The organism is Kineococcus auxinigenes (assembly GCF_050871525.1).
Taxonomy (GTDB): domain Bacteria; phylum Actinomycetota; class Actinomycetes; order Actinomycetales; family Kineococcaceae; genus Kineococcus.
The window spans coordinates 1-16,754 of record NZ_JBKBCT010000082.1 but is presented as its reverse complement, the minus strand read 5'-3'; the positions used below and the strand labels follow the sequence as shown (position 1 = coordinate 16,754).

At 72.4% G+C, this 16,754-nt stretch carries 18 protein-coding genes; 11 read left to right on the top strand and 7 right to left on the bottom strand.

The features are described 5' to 3' along the window. Window positions 1-612: 612 nt before the first annotated feature. Window positions 613-1,149: a plasmid mobilization relaxosome protein MobC gene (gene mobC / locus ACRYR9_RS17190; protein ID WP_432498185.1), complete on the top strand. Its 537-nt coding sequence runs from the start codon at window positions 613-615 to the stop codon at window positions 1,147-1,149. Continuing rightward, window positions 1,146-2,462, top strand: a complete 1,317-nt coding sequence (locus tag ACRYR9_RS17185) for a relaxase/mobilization nuclease domain-containing protein (RefSeq protein ID WP_432498183.1) — start codon at window positions 1,146-1,148, stop codon at window positions 2,460-2,462. The genes mobC and ACRYR9_RS17185 overlap by 4 nt, the downstream gene beginning before the upstream one ends. A gap of 111 nt (window positions 2,463-2,573) precedes the next feature. Here ACRYR9_RS17185 and ACRYR9_RS17180 read toward each other — a convergent pair whose 3' ends face one another. Both ACRYR9_RS17180 and ACRYR9_RS17175 read right to left on the bottom strand, forming a co-directional pair. Next, on the bottom strand, window positions 2,574-3,170 hold the full coding sequence (locus ACRYR9_RS17180) for a MerR family transcriptional regulator (RefSeq protein WP_432498180.1): 597 nt from the start codon (window positions 3,168-3,170) through the stop codon (window positions 2,574-2,576). Window positions 3,171-3,179: 9 nt separating this feature from the next. Beyond that, window positions 3,180-4,298, bottom strand: coding sequence for an acyltransferase family protein (locus tag ACRYR9_RS17175; protein ID WP_432498177.1), 1,119 nt, complete (start codon window positions 4,296-4,298; stop codon window positions 3,180-3,182). 537 nt (window positions 4,299-4,835) lie between these two features. Between ACRYR9_RS17175 and ACRYR9_RS17170 the strand changes: the two genes are divergently transcribed. From ACRYR9_RS17170 to ACRYR9_RS17150, 5 genes are all read left to right on the top strand, one after another. After that, on the top strand, window positions 4,836-6,281 hold the full coding sequence (locus ACRYR9_RS17170; RefSeq protein WP_432498188.1) for a SulP family inorganic anion transporter: 1,446 nt from the start codon (window positions 4,836-4,838) through the stop codon (window positions 6,279-6,281). A gap of 257 nt (window positions 6,282-6,538) precedes the next feature. Then, the gene (locus tag ACRYR9_RS17165; protein ID WP_432498175.1) at window positions 6,539-7,825 is read left to right on the top strand and encodes an MFS transporter; all 1,287 of its coding nucleotides are present in this window, start codon (window positions 6,539-6,541) and stop codon (window positions 7,823-7,825) included. Window positions 7,826-7,921: 96 nt separating this feature from the next. Further along, entirely contained in the window at window positions 7,922-8,446 is a 525-nt protein-coding gene (locus tag ACRYR9_RS17160; protein WP_432498172.1) for a hypothetical protein, read from the top strand. An 11-nt stretch (window positions 8,447-8,457) separates the two neighbouring features. Beyond that, complete coding sequence (locus tag ACRYR9_RS17155) at window positions 8,458-9,450, top strand: tyrosine-type recombinase/integrase (RefSeq protein ID WP_432531161.1); 993 nt, start codon at window positions 8,458-8,460, stop codon at window positions 9,448-9,450. A 447-nt stretch (window positions 9,451-9,897) separates the two neighbouring features. After that, window positions 9,898-10,842 (top strand): hypothetical protein, encoded by a 945-nt coding sequence (locus ACRYR9_RS17150; RefSeq protein WP_432498166.1) that lies wholly within the window; start codon window positions 9,898-9,900, stop codon window positions 10,840-10,842. A gap of 247 nt (window positions 10,843-11,089) precedes the next feature. Here the strand turns inward: ACRYR9_RS17150 and ACRYR9_RS17145 are convergent, their stop codons facing one another. The 3 genes from ACRYR9_RS17145 to ACRYR9_RS17135 all read right to left on the bottom strand — a co-directional run bounded on the left by ACRYR9_RS17145 (window position 11,090) and on the right by ACRYR9_RS17135 (window position 12,177). Beyond that, on the bottom strand, window positions 11,090-11,320 hold the full coding sequence (locus ACRYR9_RS17145; protein ID WP_432498164.1) for a DUF2188 domain-containing protein: 231 nt from the start codon (window positions 11,318-11,320) through the stop codon (window positions 11,090-11,092). A 79-nt stretch (window positions 11,321-11,399) separates the two neighbouring features. Then, window positions 11,400-11,750: a hypothetical protein gene (locus ACRYR9_RS17140; RefSeq protein ID WP_432498162.1), complete on the bottom strand. Its 351-nt coding sequence runs from the start codon at window positions 11,748-11,750 to the stop codon at window positions 11,400-11,402. A 70-nt stretch (window positions 11,751-11,820) separates the two neighbouring features. After that, window positions 11,821-12,177, bottom strand: a complete 357-nt coding sequence (locus ACRYR9_RS17135; protein ID WP_432498159.1) for a hypothetical protein — start codon at window positions 12,175-12,177, stop codon at window positions 11,821-11,823. Between the two features lie 160 nt (window positions 12,178-12,337). Here ACRYR9_RS17135 and ACRYR9_RS17130 point away from each other — a divergent pair, with 160 nt between their 5' ends. Continuing rightward, entirely contained in the window at window positions 12,338-13,180 is an 843-nt protein-coding gene (locus ACRYR9_RS17130; RefSeq protein WP_432498156.1) for a ParA family protein, read from the top strand. Beyond that, a complete protein-coding gene (locus tag ACRYR9_RS17125; RefSeq protein WP_432485812.1) occupies window positions 13,180-13,470 on the top strand; it encodes a ribbon-helix-helix domain-containing protein in 291 nt (96 codons plus the stop codon). The genes ACRYR9_RS17130 and ACRYR9_RS17125 overlap by 1 nt, the downstream gene beginning before the upstream one ends. Window positions 13,471-13,532: 62 nt before the next feature. Here ACRYR9_RS17125 and ACRYR9_RS17120 read toward each other — a convergent pair whose 3' ends face one another. Both ACRYR9_RS17120 and ACRYR9_RS17115 read right to left on the bottom strand, forming a co-directional pair. Continuing rightward, window positions 13,533-13,787 carry a sigma factor-like helix-turn-helix DNA-binding protein gene (locus tag ACRYR9_RS17120; RefSeq protein WP_432485811.1) on the bottom strand — a complete coding sequence of 85 codons (255 nt, stop codon included), beginning with the start codon at window positions 13,785-13,787 and terminating at the stop codon, window positions 13,533-13,535. Between the two features lie 26 nt (window positions 13,788-13,813). Further along, window positions 13,814-14,755 carry a replication initiation protein gene (locus ACRYR9_RS17115; protein WP_432498153.1) on the bottom strand — a complete coding sequence of 314 codons (942 nt, stop codon included), beginning with the start codon at window positions 14,753-14,755 and terminating at the stop codon, window positions 13,814-13,816. Window positions 14,756-14,947: 192 nt separating this feature from the next. Between ACRYR9_RS17115 and ACRYR9_RS17110 the strand changes: the two genes are divergently transcribed. Together ACRYR9_RS17110 and ACRYR9_RS17105 are read left to right on the top strand one after the other, a co-directional pair. Next, a complete protein-coding gene (locus ACRYR9_RS17110; RefSeq protein ID WP_432498150.1) occupies window positions 14,948-15,493 on the top strand; it encodes a hypothetical protein in 546 nt (181 codons plus the stop codon). Between the two features lie 688 nt (window positions 15,494-16,181). After that, window positions 16,182-16,448: a helix-turn-helix domain-containing protein gene (locus tag ACRYR9_RS17105; protein ID WP_432499176.1), complete on the top strand. Its 267-nt coding sequence runs from the start codon at window positions 16,182-16,184 to the stop codon at window positions 16,446-16,448. Window positions 16,449-16,754 lie beyond the last annotated feature (306 nt).

The window sequence follows — 16,754 nt, the reverse complement described above, 5'->3', positions numbered from 1 at the left end:
CCGGGCCGGGCCGGCCCACGTGCGGCGCTGGGGCGCCGCACGTTATGCAGCCGGGCGGGCTGCCCCGGCGGGCTAGGGCGCGCCGGAAGGACCCGCGCCGGTAGACTCAGGTGGCCGGGATGCGAGGTATGACTAGCGTTACGCTGGCGCTTCACGGCTAGCCACCTCGCTGCCCGCTCGCTTCGCTCGCTGGCAGGGCTCGCCCTGGGGGGGCGAGCCGGTGTGCTGGCTCACTTCGTTCGCGCAGCACGCCCGGCGCTGGGGGCGCCGGGCACGGGACAGGGCGAGAGGCAGGGCCGGCGCGCAGCGCGCCGGGAAACGCACCGCGTGGTGCGTCACCTGCGGGTGGTGCACCGGCAGGAAAAGGAGGCCGGCATGGCGGGTGAGCGCACGCGCACGGTGGCGGTGCGGCTGACGCCGGAGGAGCACGCGGCGTGGGAGGCGGCGGCTGCTGCTGCGGGGCGGGGTCGGTTGGGGTCGTGGGTGCGCGATGAGGTGAACGCGCGGCTGGATCAGGGTGTGGATGCGGGTGCGGTGCGGGCCCGGGGTGGGCGTGCAGCGCGGACGTCGAAGGAGACGTCTGCGGGTGCGCCGGGTGGTGCGGGTGTGGGCGTGGACATGGAGTTGGCGGAGGTGCTGGCGCGCTCGTCGGTGCTGCGCGGTGAGCTCTCGCGGGTGGCGAACAACCTCAACCAGGCGGTGCACGCGGTGCACGTGCACGGGGTGCAGTCGGGGGTGCTGGCGCAGCTGCGCGCGGCGGTGGTGGAGGTGCGCGCGGTGATGACGCTGGTGCAGCAGCGGGTGGCGGCATCGGGTGGCTCGGCTGCTGCTTCGAGGGGTGGTGCCGGCACGTCGGCGACGTCACCGGGAGCGTCGAGAGGGGCTGCGGTGGCCGCGGCGGCGAAGGCGAAGCGGGCGCCGCGACGGGTGGCGCCGGCGACGCCGAGTGCGCCGTTCGGGACACCGCTGAGCGCACCGTCAGGTGCACCGTCGAGCGTTCCGTCACGTGCGCCGGGGCCAGGGGATCGCCCCGCGCAGCGCCCGGGGCAGCAGCCGGTGAACCCCTGGCTGCGCGAGGGTGAGCGCGACGCCGGGCCCGGCGCTGGACGTGACGCCGGGCGCGGTGGTGCGGGTGGTGGTGCGCGGTGATCGCGAAGATCACTCGGGGGGAGCGGGCCGGGGATCTGGCCGCGTACCTGCACGGGCCGGGCACGAAGGAGGAGCACGTGTACGCCGGGCGCTTAGGGGGTGCGGTCATCGGCGGCAACGTGTGCCTGGACGGCAGCCGCGACGGCACCACGTGGGCGTGGATCCTGAGCGACGCGGCGCGCACGAGGCCGGACATCACGCGTCCGATCTGGCACGCCTCACTGCGCTGCGCACCCGGGGACCGGGTGCTCTCGGATGAGGAGTGGGCGGAGGCGGCGGGGCTGTTCGCCGAGGCGATGGGCTTCGTGGACCCCATCGGCTCGGACGTGCCGTGGCAGGAGCGCGCGACGCAGCCGTGGGTGGTGGTGCGCCACGGCGCCGACCACGTGCACATCGCCGTCAGTCGGGTGGGCTTCGACGGGCGGGTGTGGCACGCCCGCAACGACTACCGCGCGGCGCAGGCGGCGTGCGCGCAGTTGGAGCAGCTGTACGGGCTGACGGTGGCGCCGAGGGTGTCGAGCAAGGACACGCAGCGCACCGCCGATCACCAGCTCAGTGCCGGGGAGTGGCGGCGCGGGCAGCGCACCGGGGCGGCCCCGGAGCGGGTGCAGCTGGCCGAGCGGGTGCGCGCCGCGGTCGACGCCGCAGCCGGCACCGGGCGCGACGGCTTCGAGGCCGCACTCGACCGGGCCGGGGTGGGGTACCGCGCCAACGTCGCGGCCAGTGGGCGGGTCAGCGGGTACTCCTTCACCCTGCCCGGGCACGTCGATCCGGCGGGGGAGGCGGTGTGGTTTCGCGCCTCGCAGCTGGACCGGGCCCTGTCGTGGTCGAAGGTCGCGCCGGTTCTCGAGGCACCGGTCGCGGTGCCGGCGGTGGTGGTGCCGAAGAAGGCGCTGGAGTCCCGCGCCCGGCATGAGCGGCGGGTGGAGCAGGCGCAGGCCGACGCGGTCGCGCAGCAGCAGACGCAGCGCTTGGAGGCGCTGCCGCGGGTGGTCGCCGCCCTCGTGCAGGGCGACGACCAATGGTGGGCGCAGCGCCGGCACGGTGGGGAGCAGGCCGGTGCGGCGATCGCCGCGCGGGCGCGTGAGGAGGCGCACCTGGAGCAGGTGCGCCGGCTGCGTGAGGCCTCCTTCGGGCCCGCGCCCGGCCAGGGCCGCACGTCGGGCCGTGCGCGCACGGGGTCTGCGGAGCGAAGCGCGCCGGCAGCGACGCGTGCGGTCACGGCAGCCGCGCGAGCGGCGCAGACCAGAGCGAACCGCACGGGCGGTGACCGCTCTGGTGGTGCTGGGCGTGAGGAGGGACTGGGGCGCTGAGTCCTAGTCGTCCGATGGGGCGAGGGATGCCGGCGGTGGCCTGAGCACGCGAACCCGGGGCAGCCTCAGGTACAGGTCAGGTAGTGCAGCAATGCCTGCAAGGCGCCCTCGTCACAGGTGGCGCGTGCGCTCTTGCAGGGAGGTCAGGAAGTCGTCAGCGCTGTGGAGTTGCTCCGCGAGGTGGTCGCGGCGCCGGCGTACGTCCTCGATCACGTCTTGCAGCCGCAGCTGTTCAGCGTTCGGTGCTCCGGTACCGCCGGAGGCTGCACTAACGGTGCGCTCGCCGGTGCGCTCGGCGCCGGGGTCTTCGGGGCGGTCGTCACGGTGGTCTGTGCCGGGATGGTCCTGGCGGGGTGTTGCGTCGAGGGCGTCGAGCAGGGTGAGCACGTCGCGCATCTGCTCCAGCGTGTAGCCCAGCGGCTTCATGCGGCGGATGAGCAGCATCCGCTCGACGTCGGCTTGGGTGTAGAGGCGGTAGTTGCCCGAGCTGCGGGCGGAGGTCAGCAGTCCCTGGTCGTCGTAGTAGCGCACCGTCCGGTGCGAGAGCCGTACCCGTTCGGCGAGCTCACCGACCTGCATCCAGCCCTCCTGCCCGCTGTGCTGGGTGCCTGCTCGAGGTTGCGGGGTCGTCGAAGCGGGCTCGCCGGTGCGGTTGCGGGGTGATCGGCGGTCACCGGTGGCGACGTCGCCGGGATCTGCAGCGCTCACCCGCCCAGCCTAGGAGCGGGGGGTCTTGTGCTTGCTGGCGCTGGGACGACGGCGGGCCGTCAGAGCTGTTGCGCGCGGCAGGGGCAACTGCACCCAGGCGGCGTCCTTGGCCCGTAGTGCGGGTGCTTCCACGAGTAGCCAGGAGGCGGTGGCGGCCGCGGCGGCGATCAGCAGGCCCAGTGCGGTGAAGGCGAGCACGCCGAACGCACTGGCGCCGGCCAGGGACAGCAGCAGGTAGATGGGCCAGTGGTAGACGTAGAGGCCGTAGGAGAGGTCCCAGCGCAGGCGCTGGCGCAGCGGCAGGCGCACCACCGCCCACAGCAGCAGGTAGGCGAAGGCGGGTCCGGCCAGAGCGCGGTGATCGGGCAGCAGGTACAGCCCGGCGGCGATCAGCACCAGGCTCGCGCCCGCCAGGGCGGCGCTGACGGGCACGCGCTCGGCGAAGAGGAACGCGGCCGAGCCGAGCAGGAAGACGAAGAGCAGGCGCAGTACCAGCGGTGAGCCGACGTCCACCCCGGCCGCGCCGGCGATCGTCGCCGCCCACAGCAGCGCGCACAGGGCGGCGAGCATCCAGCGCCGGCGGTGCAGGACACCGAGCACGCCCAGGGCGGCCACGGCGCCGTAGCACAGCGCCTCATAGAACAGGCTCCACAACGACCCGTCCAGGGACGGATCGCCTGCGTTGGCCGGGTTGCCCACGCCGTCGACACCGAGCTGGTTGATGCGCAGCAGCGCGTTGGAAGCGACATAGCTGACGGCGGTGTCCTGCCCGGTGAGCACCGAGGTCGCCGGGCGGCCGGACAAGAGCGCGGCCAGCGGCGCGACCACGGCGGCGACGACGAGCAGGCACACCCAGAACCCGGGCATGATCCGCAAGAAGCGGTGCCAGGCGTAGCGCCGCAGCGAGCCCAGGCGCAGGTAGCTGCGGGCCACGAGGAAGCCGCTGAGGACGAAGAAGCCGTCCACGGCCAGATCCCCCAGGTACGCCGAGCCCCACACCGGCTGCCACCCGAAACCGAGCAGGGTGGCGTGGGTGAGGGCCACGACGACGGCCAAGGCCAGGCGCAGCACGTCCAAGGCGTTGCCGCGCGGGTCGAAGGCCTCGGCCAGCGAGGGCCGTGGCCGCACCGCACCGCGGCGTGGGCGCGGCAATCGCCCCACCCGCGACTGCGCCGCTGCGGCAGGTGGCGCGCCGTCGGCACTGCAAGCCTCGTGGGCATCCTCGTGAGCGCTGGTCACATCTCCCCCTGCGGTGCCCATCGGCCCTGCTCGTCCCCCGCTCGGGACAGTACCCTCACGTAACGGCAGTGTTGGCCGGGAAGAGCGCATGACCACCCGTGCGGGCGGAATGGGTCGACCCCGTGGACGCAACCTTGACGTTACGTTAGGGTTGTTCGTGCTGGTCCGGTGCGACCGTCGATGCGCCCGCGTGGCGCTCCGGTCTTCAGCAGACCTTCTCGATGACGAACCAGCGCAGCGTCGCGTCCTGGTGGAGACGACAGGCAACAGCCACCAGGGGTGCGCTGCGGTGCGCCCCGTGAGCACGAACGGAAGCGCTCCTTGACCAACCCCGAACAGGTGGCCGCACCGGTCCCCGCGCCGCGCGGACCCTCGAACGCTCCACGACAGCCGGGCCGGCCGGGCCGGTTCAGCAGGCCGGCGTGGCTGACCTCCCCGACGGTGCTGCGCACCGAGGTCCTGGCCGGCCTGGTCGTCGCCCTGGCGCTGATCCCCGAGGCGATCTCCTTCTCCATCATCGCCGGGGTCGACCCGCGCGTGGGGCTCTTCGCCTCGTTCACGATGGCCGTCTCGATCGCCTTCCTGGGCGGGCGCCCGGCGATGATCTCCGCGGCCACCGGGGCGATCGCCCTGGTCATCGCGCCGGTGGCGCGCCAGTACGGCTTGGACTACTTCATTGCCACGGTGATCCTGGCCGGCGCCTTCCAGGTGGTCCTGGGCCTGCTGGGCGTGGCGCGGCTGATGCGGTTCATCCCGCGCAGCGTCATGGTCGGCTTCGTCAACGCCCTGGCCATCCTGATTTTCACCTCGCAGCTGCCGCACCTGCAGGGCGTGCCGTGGATCGTGTACCCGCTGGTGGCCGCCGGGATCGCCATCATGGTGTTCCTGCCGAAGCTGACCACCGTGGTGCCCGCACCCCTGATCGCCATCGTCGTAATCACCGTCGCGGTCGTCGCGACCGGCCTGCTGGTGCCGAACGTGGGCGACGAGGGCACCCTGCCGGACTCGCTGCCCGCGCTGTTCTTCCCGAACGTGCCGCTGACGTACGAGACGCTGCGCATCATCGCCCCCTACGCCTTCGCGATGGCGCTGGTGGGCCTGATGGAGTCGCTGATGACCGCCAAGCTGGTCGACGACATCACCGACACCCGCTCGCACAAGACCCGGGAGTCCTGGGGGCAGGGCGCGGCGAACGTCATCACCGGTTTCTTCGGCGGCATGGGCGGATGCGCCATGATCGGCCAGACGATGATCAACGTGCGCTCCGGTGCCCGTACCCGCCTGTCGACGTTCCTGGCGGGGCTGTTCCTGCTGATCCTGGTCGTCGGCCTCGGCGACGTGGTCGCGATCATCCCGATGGCCGCCCTGGTCGCCGTGATGATCATGGTGGCGGTCGGCACCTTCGACTGGCACTCGGTGCGGTGGAACACGCTGCGCCGCATGCCTAAGAGCGAGACGATCGTGATGGTCTCCACGGTGGTCGTCGTGGTGGCCACCCACAACCTGGCCATCGGCGTCGTCGTCGGCGTGCTGGTCGCCGCGCTGCTGTTCGCCCGGCGCGTGGCGCACCTGGTCGACGTCACCGGTGAGCTGGAGCAGGACGGGCGGGTGCGCCGCTACCGGGTGCACGGTTCCCTCTTCTTCGCCTCCTCCAACGACCTCGTCTACCAGTTCGACTATGCCGAGGACCCCGACGAGGTGGTCATCGACCTGTCGAACGCCCACGTGTGGGACGCCTCCACCGTCGCCTCCCTGGACGCGATCACCACCAAGTACGCGGCCAAGGGCAAGCACGCCACCATCACCGGGCTGAACCAGGCCAGCGCGCAGCGCTACGAGCGCCTGGCCGGGCACCTGGGTGGCGGGCACTGACCGGGCACTGACCGGGCACTGACCGGCCGCTGCTGACCTGCGACCGTGCGGCGCACTGCGCACCACGCTCGCCCACGACGCCGCCCGGGACCCTGCCCCCACCCACAGGGGTCCCGGGCGGCCACCACCTGAGCTGGAGGTCTCCCACCACCGTGACGTCACCCGCGGGCAGCAGACCCGCACGCACCACAGCCCCGCACCCTGTGCCGGCCGCGCTCTCGCGCCGCCGACGGTGGCGTCCTCGTCCCGTGTGGCTCGTGGTCGCAGCCGCGGCCCTCGCCACGGTGATGACGGCACCGGGGCAGACCACCGGCGTCTCAGCGTTCATCGACCCGCTCATCGCCGAGCTGGGCACCTCCCGCACCGCCGTCTCCACCGCTTACCTGATCGGCACGCTCTCGGGGGCCCTGGCACTGCCGCTGGTGGGCCGTCTCCTGGACCGCCACGGCGTGGGCCCGGTGATGGCCGTGGTGGGGCTCGCCTTCGGCGCCGTGCTCTTCGCGATGAGCTTCGTCGACGGCCTGGTGGGTCTTACGGCCGGGTTCGCCGGCATCCGGATGGCCGGACAGGGAGCGCTGGGGCTGGCGGCCACCACGGCGGTCGCCGTGCACGTCACCCGCCGGCGCGGGCTGGCGCTGGGGGTGACCTCCGCGGTCGGCACAGGCGGCATCTCCCTGGCCCCGGTGCTGCTCGAGCGCCTGATCGCTGCCCACGGCACAGCGGCGACGTGGCGCATCGAGGCCCTCGCGGTCTGGCTCATCGTGCTACCCCTGGCCCTGCTGGTCTTTCGGGCTCCTGGCCAACGCAGCGCCCAGGAGCCGCGGCCGCACCAGCAAGCAGTCGCCGGCACGGCCCCGGGGGCAGGAGAAGACACCGCCGGTGTCCCTTCGGGCGGGGCTTCCGCTGGCGCTTCGCCCGCTGTGGCCGCTGACCCGCCGCGCTCGTGGACGCGTGCCGAAGCGGTGCGCACGCGCATGTTCTGGGCGATCGCCGCAGGGCTGGCCGCCTCCGGGATGCTGACGACGGCGCTGAACTTCCACCAGATCTCGCTGCTGGGTGAGCAGGGGCTCAGCGCCGCGCAGGCCGCGGCGAACTTCGTGCCGCAGACCGTGGCAGGACTGGCCGCCACCTTGGGCATCGGCGCCCTGGCCGACCACATCGCACCGAAGTGGTGCGTGAGCGCCTCGATGCTGCTGCTGGCCGCCAGCCTGCTGGCCGTCCCGCTCGTCGCCCCGGGTCTGCGGGCGATCGGGTACGGGGTGCTGCTGGGTGCGGCCAGCGGGGCGCTGCGGGCCATCGAGGCCGCCGCGTACGCCCGGTACTTCGGCACCGAGCACCTGGGCTCCATCCGCGGGCTGGTCACCGCCCTGAGCGTGGCCTCCACCGCCTTCGGGCCGCTGCTGCTGGCCGCCGGGCACGCCATTACCGGCGGCTACACCAGCACCGTGGTGCTGGCCGCCGTCGTTCCTCTGGGCATCGCCGTCGTGGCCGCAATCACTGCCGCGCCGGCCGTGCCGGCGCACCGGGTGACCGCTCATGCCTGAAGTAGATGGCTTCCTGGAGGCCAACACCGACCCGTAGATAAAGGAAGTTATCTATAGGTAAGGTGGCGGTGTGATCCCTTCGAGGGCCATGACGCCGTGACGCTTGTCGCCACCTTGCTGCAGGTGCTCGGCTTGCTCGCCGGCGCTTGGGGGGTGCACGAGGTTCGCCAGAGCCTGGCAGGTGCGACCTCGCGCTCGATCCGCTGGTTGCGCGGGCGCGGTGGTCGCGTGCGGCTGTGGACCCGCCGAAGCATCGAGGACACCTGGGCCCGCCTGCGTCGCCGCCCCGTCGTGCGGACCGCCAACGTGCAGCTGTCCGGGACCGCCACGCTGACCAGCAGCTTCAGCATCAAGGTGGGCCCTCGTCCCATCGACCCCGACACGGTCACCGACCGGGAGTGGCTGGCGCTGCTCACCGAGCAGCTCGACGGCGTCTACGGGCACCTGAACGCCCTGCGTGATCAACAGGGCGTGGACCGTCAGGACGCTGAGCGGCGGCTGCGGCAGTCGATCACCGGGCTCGATGAGTCTCAGCGAGCTGATGCGCACCGCGGGCTGGCGTGGATCTACGTCAGCCTCGTCCTCACCTTCGCCGGCACCGTCCTCGGAGGCCTCGAGTGACCCCTGACCTCGTGCCGGCCCCTGCGCCGATCGCCGCGGCGGCACCCCCGGTGCGCCCGGCGCCGCTGGACCGGCTGCCCGGTTCCTCCAGCGATGACCCCTTCCACCGCCTGGCCGCGGCTTGGCTGCTCAGCTACGGCGGGCACACCCAGACCGCCTACCGCCGCGACATCCAAGCCTGGGCGGCGTGGTGCGAGCAGCTGGGCGTGCACCCCCTGGCCGCGCAGCGCTTCCACGTCGACGCCTGGGTCCGGCACCTGAGCAGCCAGCCCCAGGCCCGCACCGCCCGACCCGCCTCCGCGGCCACCATCGCCCGGCGCCTGTCCGCGCTCTCGCGCTTCTACGACTACGCCATCCACGACGCCGAGCTCTTGACCCACTCCCCCGTCGCCTCGGTGCGCCGACCGCGCGTCAGCGATGAGAGCCAAGCCGTGGGACTGACAGCCGAGCAGCTGCGCCGCCTGCTGCGCGCGGCCGGCGAGCACTCCCCGCGCTCAGCGGCGCTGGCCGCGCTGCTGATTTTCTGCGGGCTGCGCATCTCCGAGGCCCTGGGCGCCGACGTGCGCGACTTCGGCCACGACCACGGCCACCGCGTGCTGAAGATCACCCGCAAGGGCGGCAAGAGCGCCCGGGTGCCGCTGCCGCCCCCGGTCGTGCGGGCGCTGGAGGACTACCTCGCAGAGCGCACCAGCGGACCGCTCTTCCTCGCCGCCGGAGGGGAGCGACGCTACCCGTACATCAGCGCCAAGCAGCAGTTCGACCGGCTCTGCCGAACCGCCGGCCTGCCTGCCGGCGTCACCCCGCACAGCCTACGCCACTCCTACGCCACCGAGAACCTGCGTCTGGGCGCCGCCCTGCAGGACGTGCAGGACGCCATGGGCCACGCCGACCCGCGCACCACCCGGCGCTACGACCGCTCCCGGCACAGCCTCGACCGCTCCCCCAACTACCTCCTGGCCGCTTCCTTGACGCACGGAGAGAGCGACGGCGAGGGAGTCCGCTAGCCGCGACCGCATAGCCCCCAGAACAGGCACCAAGACCTCGCGGGCGGGGGCCGGCAAGCCGCTGAGCTGTGATCCGCCGCCCCGCCAGTGTCGGAGGCGACTACTACCCTTATGGATCGTGAGCACAACGACTCGCGGGCACGGCATCGGCCCGGTCGTTGCAGCTAGCAGACGCCCCTGATGAAGAGGGCGCAACCCACTAGATGTGGGACACGCACGCCATCAGGACACAACATCTTGCGATTCGATGGGCGTGTCCGTAGGTGTCTTGGTGATCTTTCTAGTACTGTGCGAGGTGCGTCACACAAGCGTCGAGCCCCGTCTCGGCGTTGCGGGACGGGGCTCGAGCTGCTTCTCAGGGCGGTTGGAACTCTACTCGCCGGGGACCCGACCCATGTCGGGTCCCCGTGTGCGCCGCGCCTCATCGCGATGCCCAGGAGATCCACCATGCCCAGCAGGGCCAGCAAGCACGTCACCGACCACTACGGCATCCCCGTCGTTCCTCGGGTGCCGTTCCTCGACGTCGACGTCGACGTCGACAAGCCGATGTTCCTCGACCCGCACGCAATCCGCCTCGCCCGCTCGCCCCAGCCGTTCGCGGCAGGGGCGGTGCACTGCATGGAGACCTTCTTCCGCGAGGTCGCCCGCTGCGTGATCAGCCAGCGTCCCACCGACCAGGCCCGTGGCCTGGACCTCCTGCAGCACTTCGAGGAGCCGTGGGAGACCCGCCTCGGCCTGGCCGCCGCCGGCTTCCAGGGGCACGGAGGCGCCAAGGACGTCGGGGCGGGGATCTACCAGTCGCTGAGGGACGACATCAACGTGCTGGTCAGGGTCGGCATCCTCACTCAGCTGGAAGACATCCCGCTGTTCGTCGAGGGGGTCGGCACGGACATCACCTCCGACCTGACCACGCGCATCGTCTTCGAGCCGCTGGCCAGGTTCACCGCCGACGTGGTCGCTCAGTACCCGCAGTTCACCACCGCACCGCACACGACCAGGAAGGTCACCCGGCAGGTCTGGGACCCCGCCGGCCTGCAGTGGACCACCGCCCAGGTCGAGCTGCCCGTAGTGAATGGCAAGGAGCTGCTCCTGGTCCCCCGGGACTGGGCCCGTCACGGCCTGCTGATGAACGCCGGCCGGTTCTACGAGACCTCCGTGCTGGACCACGTGCAGACCGAGCGTGCCGTCCGTGGCGCGAACGGGCGGTGGATCAAGCCCAGCAAGGAGGACCTGCAGAAGGACAAGGGCCTTGCCCGCGGTCGCGCCACGATCCTGGAGGTCGTCCTGCGCGCCTACGACGGCCAGGTCAACGTCCTGAACGACTTCAAGACCTTCGTCGACGGCAAGTGGGAGCAGCTTGACGACGACCTGGTCCAGCGCAAGCTCAGCTGAGCTTGGCCAGGAGGAGTCGAAAGGTGAGCTTTGCCCACCTCCGGCTCAGTCGATAACGGCGGCTTCTCTCCGCACTACCGGGCGGGGAGGTCGCGGCTCACGCCGTGGCCTCCCCGCCTTCCCGCGTCGGTCATGGGTTGTGAGACGGCGTGTCGGAGCACTGAGGCCACTCCCCTACCGCGTCTCACAACCGGTCCGATGTGAGACGGGCACACCGCCGTGGTCTGCGGTGCGCCCGTCTCTGTCCTCAGCCCTTCGACGAGCGGGGGTCGCGGCTGCGCGGGTAGGTGTTGCGTTCCCCGATCTGGCCGTTCTCGCGGTGCACGACGTGCTCGACACCCCGGTCGATTGCCATGCGCCGCCCGTCCGCCTGGGCCTGCGCCTTGGTGGGCGCGCTGCTCGATGCGCGCTGGTTGCCCTCTGCCTTGTTCACCCAGCGGTCGCCCTGCTTGCTGGTGTGGATGTCGCCCTTGGCCATGGCTCACTCCTCTCGGCAGCTTCAGTGCTGCCACGTCATCGTGACAGCAGAGACCGACAAGGCCGGGCCTTGGAGAGCGTCAGCTCATCAGCCCGAAGTTGCCGCACTTGCCGCACAACCATGCCTCCGAGGCCGCGCCGAGGAAGTCGATGCCCTCCTGCACCCGCGGCTTCTGCTCCTCGCGTACCCGCTGGGCCAGCTCGCCGGCGCTCATCCAGTCCAGCTCCTCGGAGCCGCACTCCGAGCACGAGCGGCGGAAGAGGGCCCCGGGCACACCGGTGGCCGGGGCGAAGCCGCCACCGAAGGGATCGCCGAAGGGGTCACCCATGGCGGAGAAGCTGGAGCGGCCGAAGCCCTGCTGCCCGGCGCGCTGCTGCTTCGCCTTCGCCTTGGCCTTCGCGTCGCGCTTGGCCTTGGAGTTCATGCCCATCGTCGGACCGTACCGGCGTCGCTGGTCGCCGCGGTGACGACCGGCCCATGCGTCGGCAGCGGCGGCGACCTCACCGCCGGTGGCGCCCCAAGAGCCCGCCGATCGCGCAGATGGTCGCCGGCAGCTGCTTCGGGTCCTTCGCGGCGACCGTCTGCAGCACCGGCGTCAGCCGCCAGATCAGCAGCACTACGGCGATGACGCCCAGGGCGGTGACGGTCACCCACGCGGCGACGAAGGCATCGACCGCATCCGGCGCGGCCGCTGCAGGCGTGGACGGCAGCAGTACGGCCGAGCCGGTTCCGGGCGGCAGGGTGGGCGAGGTGCCCGGTGCAGGGATCAGGCAGGTGGTCGGTGGGCTCGGGCAGGTCGTGTTCGTCATGCCGGCGGTCTCGGCGGTCGGTGCTGGAAAAGGGAGCGGGGCGGTCATGGGGCGCACCGTGGAGGTCGGCACCCCGTAGCATCGCGGGCTCGTGAGCCCGCGACGGCGTGGCTCCCTTCGCGGGCACCGACCCTCTGGTAGACACCGGGTAGCCACTGGTAGGCCGTGGCTAGTCCCCATCTACCTATCGCCGATGAGGAGCTCGCCCGTGTTCACCCTCGCGATCGCCAACCAGAAGGGCGGGGTGGCGAAGACGACGACGGCGGCCAACCTCGCCGACGCCGCCGCTGAGCTGGGCGCGCACGTGCTGCTGGTGGACCTGGATCAGCAGGGCAACGCCACCGCCCTGACCGACGCCACCGCCCGCGTCTTCGACGGCAACGCCTTCGGCAAGCCGCAGCAGCTGACCGTCTCCGACGCCCTGTACGCCGCACAGGAGCGCGCCGGCGCCCCGGTGCAGGCCGGCACCGTGCACCAGGTCGCGGTGCCCGCCGGGCAGCACTGGTCGCCGCAGCTGCGGGTGGCGCCGGCCAACCAGGACCTCGCCGCCCGCAACGGTGAGACCTTCCCCGGCGCAGCCCAGCGCCTGGCGGTGGGCCTGCAGGAGCCACCGGGCCCGCTGGACCTGGTGGTGCTCGACTGTGGGCCCAGCTTGGGCGGGCTGTTCCTGGCCGCGATGCACGCCGCCGATGCGGTGGTGGTGGCCAGCGAGGCGGCCGACAACGCCCTGGAGGGCATCCCGCGCACCTTGGAGGTCCTCGCGCAGGTGCGCGCCGCCCGCGGTGGCGCCGCCCCGGCGCTGTTGGGGGTGCTGCCCACCGCGCTGGCGCGCGAGGCCCGTCAGGGCGAGCTGCTGGACTTCCTGCGCTCCTCGTACCCCGACGTGCTGGCCCCGGTGCCGCGGCGGGCGGTGGTGCGCCAGGCAGAGGGCGCCCACGCTCCCGTGCGCGCCTTCGGCGCCGCCGGCCGGGAGGTCGCCGACGTCTACCGCCAGCTGGCCGAGCACGTCCTGCACGTCGCCGGCGTCCGCCCGTCCGAGGAGGTCTCCTGATGCCCAAGCCCGCCACCCGCCTGCCGCAGGCCGCTCCCCCGGCGCCCGAGCCGGCGCCGATGCTCACCCCGGCGCCGGACAACGGTCGGCCCTTCGCCGAGCAGCCCGGCCAGCAGCCGGCCACCGGGCAGGCACCCACGCGCATCCCGCGCCGCGGCAAGCAGCTGGGGGCCCGCATCCCCACGGACCTGTACGAGCGGCTGGTCGCGTGTGCGCAGGCCACTCGCATCCCGCAGGGGCGGCTGATCGAGCGGGCCCTGGACGCGGAACTGAAGAGCCACGGGTTCTAGCCAACGTCTACCCAATGGCTACCAAATTGGTAGCCATTGGGTAGACGTTGGCTGAGCGCTGGCTAGACCGCAGAGTGCTCGGTGTCCTGGGATGCGGCCAGCTTCTTGGCCTCGTGCAGTAGGCGGCCGACGGTGCCGATGGGCACGTCCATCTCCGCGGCGATCTCGCGGTGCTTCAGGCCCTGGGCGCGCAGCTCCACGGCGCGGTCGCGGCGGGCCTTGGCCCGGGCGAGGAAGTCCTCGCGCGGCTCCGCCACCAGGCGCTTGACGGTCGCGGGGGAGACGCCGAAGTGGGCAGCGGCTTCTCGAGCGGTCATCTTCCGACGCGCCGGTCGCTGAGCACTCACAGCACGACCTCCGCCATCTGCTCTGCCGTCACCTTCCGACGAGTCAAGGATGCCTTAGCGGCGTTGCGGCGGCGTGCCTCCGTCTGAGCGGGTGTGCTGCTCTTGCCAGCCTTGCTTCGGGCAGTTGAGGCGCTGGGCTGGGCAGCGCGCTTCAGGCCGCGGGCGGTCTGTACACGCACCAGGCCCTCGCGGGAGAGGTTGCGCCAGACCCAGCGCGCCACGGACTGCGCGGTGTGCCCGACCTCGGGCTGCGGCAGAGGCACGGCGAACTCGGTGTTGATGTTGATCGCCACCGCGGTGACGGTCTGCTCCCACTCCTGGCGGTCGTCGTAGCGGTAGCGCGCCGGGTAGGCCCAGGTGCGCAGCGCCTCGAAGAGGTGGTGGTTGCGGCCCAGTCCGCTCTGTTCGCGGGCGTGCTTGGGCAAGGAGCGCGGCAGCAGGGTGCCCAGGCCCTCGGCGAGCTCACGCAGCTCGTAGGGCTGCGCGCGGCCCCAGTAGGGGTGCCAGCTCTCGTGGGTGGGGTTCTTCGTCAGCAGCCCGGCGTAGCCGGCGTCACCGTCCAGGGCCCGGCGAAGGCCCTCTTGCACGCGGGCGGCCAGGGCCAGGGGGGCGGTGCGGGCGGCGTCGGTGCGGCACACGGGGGCCGAGAGCACCCAGCCGACGTGCCCGCGGCCGCTGACGCCCTCGGCGACCCAGGAGGGCTCGGGGTGCTCCAGGGGGCGGCTGATGGCCCGCAGCAGGGTGTCGGGGTGGTCGACGTCGACGACGAGCATCGACAGCAGCGCCTTGGGGGAGTGCTCCAGGTAGCGGCGGGCCAGGGCGTCAGGGCGGCTCTGGCGCCAGCAGCCGCGGGTGAGGTCGTCGGTGGCCAGGGGACGTCGTGGGGACCACGCAGCGGTCCAACCCTGCGCATCCAGCTGTGCGGCCTTCCCTGGCATGGCGCACACCGTGGCAGCAAGATCGCCGACCGTTGCCCGGACACGCCGACGGCTCCCCAACTTTCTTCGAGTGGCTCAATCAGGGCTAGCCAAATCAGGTAGTTCCGTCCAGACCGTGCGGAATCCGCTACTCCAGCCCACCCGCTGCCATCGTGAGGGAGTGCGTGACACCCCTTGCCGTAGGTCCTGCTGATGCCCTGGTGGGCGCCGATCCTCTCCGCTCTGCTCGCCGGTCTCCTCGGTCTGGGCGCCGGCCTCAGCAGCGTCTTCTTGACTCGGCGCTTCACCCGGGAGCAGCGCCAGCAGGACCAGCTCAACGAGCGACGTCTGGAGCAGCGCGACGTCTTGATCGAGCTCATCGATGCCGTCGAGCACTGGGCACCCCAGGCGGAGATGGCCTCGCTCCTCATGGGCAAGGGCACCTTCGACGACGTCCTGGAGTACGTCGACACCGACTCGGGCAAAGCCTTGCGGGAGTCGGTGCGTGAGCTACAGCGCGTGCTCGTGCGGTGCCGGCTCATCGTCACCGACCCCGAGCTGCGGCCGATGGTGCTGCAGATGGTCGCTCACCAGCTGCGCCAGGCCGACGAGATCAACGGGCCTCTTCTGGAGGCCGCCAAGCGTGGCGACGCGATGGAGGAGATCCTCGCCAGCATCCGCTTCTACAGGGACGTGAAGCTGCTCGCTGTGAAGATCCAGGAGAGCGCGCTGCGTCGCCTGGCTACGCCGCATTCGTGACGCGGAGGGTCCTCCGGGCGGGGGCCGTTGCCGTGCGGGTGCGCGGCGCTGCGTACGGGTGTTGAGCGCTGCTCTGGGCAGGCACGCGTAGTGCAAGAGGTGTGACCGATCAGGCGCCGCGTGAGTGTTGCGGCAGGTTGTCGGTGGTGTGGGCGGTGACGTCGTGCGGGCTGCTGCCGCCACGGTGGGCGGACGCGGCCAGTTGGTGCTGCGAGCTCGTTTCTGGCGGTGCTGGTCTACGCGGTCGCCCGTGCGGCGCTGGCGCGCCCAGCGCGACGGCGCCGCACGCCGCGTTCGACCACCGCCACGCCGGTGTTCGGGCGGCCCGCTCAGGTGACGGTGCATCGCCGACCCCGGCGTGGTGACGACCACGACCACAACAACGACTGCGCCTACCACAGCGGCGCTGCAGTGGGCGCGCGTGCGGCGCTGGGGCGCCGCACGCGCTGCAGCCCTGGCGGGCTGCGCCGGCGCGCTGGGCGCACCGGCAGAGGGGGCGTCGTGGTGTGCGGGCGATCGCGGAAAGTCGGGTGCGCTGGTGGTGGTGTTTCCGCGTGTCGTCAGGGTGCCTTGACGGCTTGCTGAGCCGTCAAGGAGTCTTGACGACATGGCGGATGGGGTGGTGCGAGCGGACACAGCCGCGGGTACGAGTGCGGGCGTGAGTGGGGGTGTCGGTGAGGTGCGCTGGGTGCTGGATGAGCTGGTGGGCTCGGCGGCGGATCTGGCGCGGCGTTGGGACGCGCAGCGTGCGTTGGCGCAGGCGCGTGACGTCACCGACGACGCGGATGGCTACCTGCCCGACGACTTGCTGGTGCTGCGCGAGTTGCTCGAGCGGTTGCCGGCGGCGGTGGTCGGCGAGCTGCGGGCGCAGGGGGCCAGCTGGGCGGAGGTGGGGGCGGTGCTGCGCACCTCCAAGCAGGCCGCGCACGAGCGCTACGGACGCGACGGCCGCTGACTGCAAACGCTGACTGCAGGTGCCCGGCGCACGCTGTGGTGGGCTCGCTCCCTGGGGGGCACGAGCCCACCACGGCGTGCGCCCTCAGACGGTTCACGGGTGTCCGGAAGGTGCACCGTGTCCCGGTGCGGTGGTGCGCCCGGTGGCGCCGATGCGCTGGGCGCATCGAGCGCTGACCGGGTGCACCACCGCACCTGAGCGCCCGCACGGGGGGGGGGGGGGGGGGGGGGGGGGGGGGGGGGGGGGGGGGGGGGGGGGGGGGGGGGGGGGGGGGGGGGGGGGGGGGGGGGGGGGGGGGGGGGGGGG

Coding starts and splice junctions, on each gene's coding strand:
- ACRYR9_RS17150 (WP_432498166.1), top strand. CDS start 9,898: ATGCCCAGCAGGGCCAGCAAGCACGTCACCGACCACTACGGCATCCCC.
- ACRYR9_RS17145 (WP_432498164.1), bottom strand. CDS start 11,320: ATGGCCAAGGGCGACATCCACACCAGCAAGCAGGGCGACCGCTGGGTG.
- ACRYR9_RS17140 (WP_432498162.1), bottom strand. CDS start 11,750: ATGGGCATGAACTCCAAGGCCAAGCGCGACGCGAAGGCCAAGGCGAAG.
- ACRYR9_RS17135 (WP_432498159.1), bottom strand. CDS start 12,177: ATGACCGCCCCGCTCCCTTTTCCAGCACCGACCGCCGAGACCGCCGGC.
- ACRYR9_RS17125 (WP_432485812.1), top strand. CDS start 13,180: ATGCCCAAGCCCGCCACCCGCCTGCCGCAGGCCGCTCCCCCGGCGCCC.
- ACRYR9_RS17120 (WP_432485811.1), bottom strand. CDS start 13,787: ATGACCGCTCGAGAAGCCGCTGCCCACTTCGGCGTCTCCCCCGCGACC.
- ACRYR9_RS17115 (WP_432498153.1), bottom strand. CDS start 14,755: ATGCCAGGGAAGGCCGCACAGCTGGATGCGCAGGGTTGGACCGCTGCG.
- ACRYR9_RS17110 (WP_432498150.1), top strand. CDS start 14,948: ATGCCCTGGTGGGCGCCGATCCTCTCCGCTCTGCTCGCCGGTCTCCTC.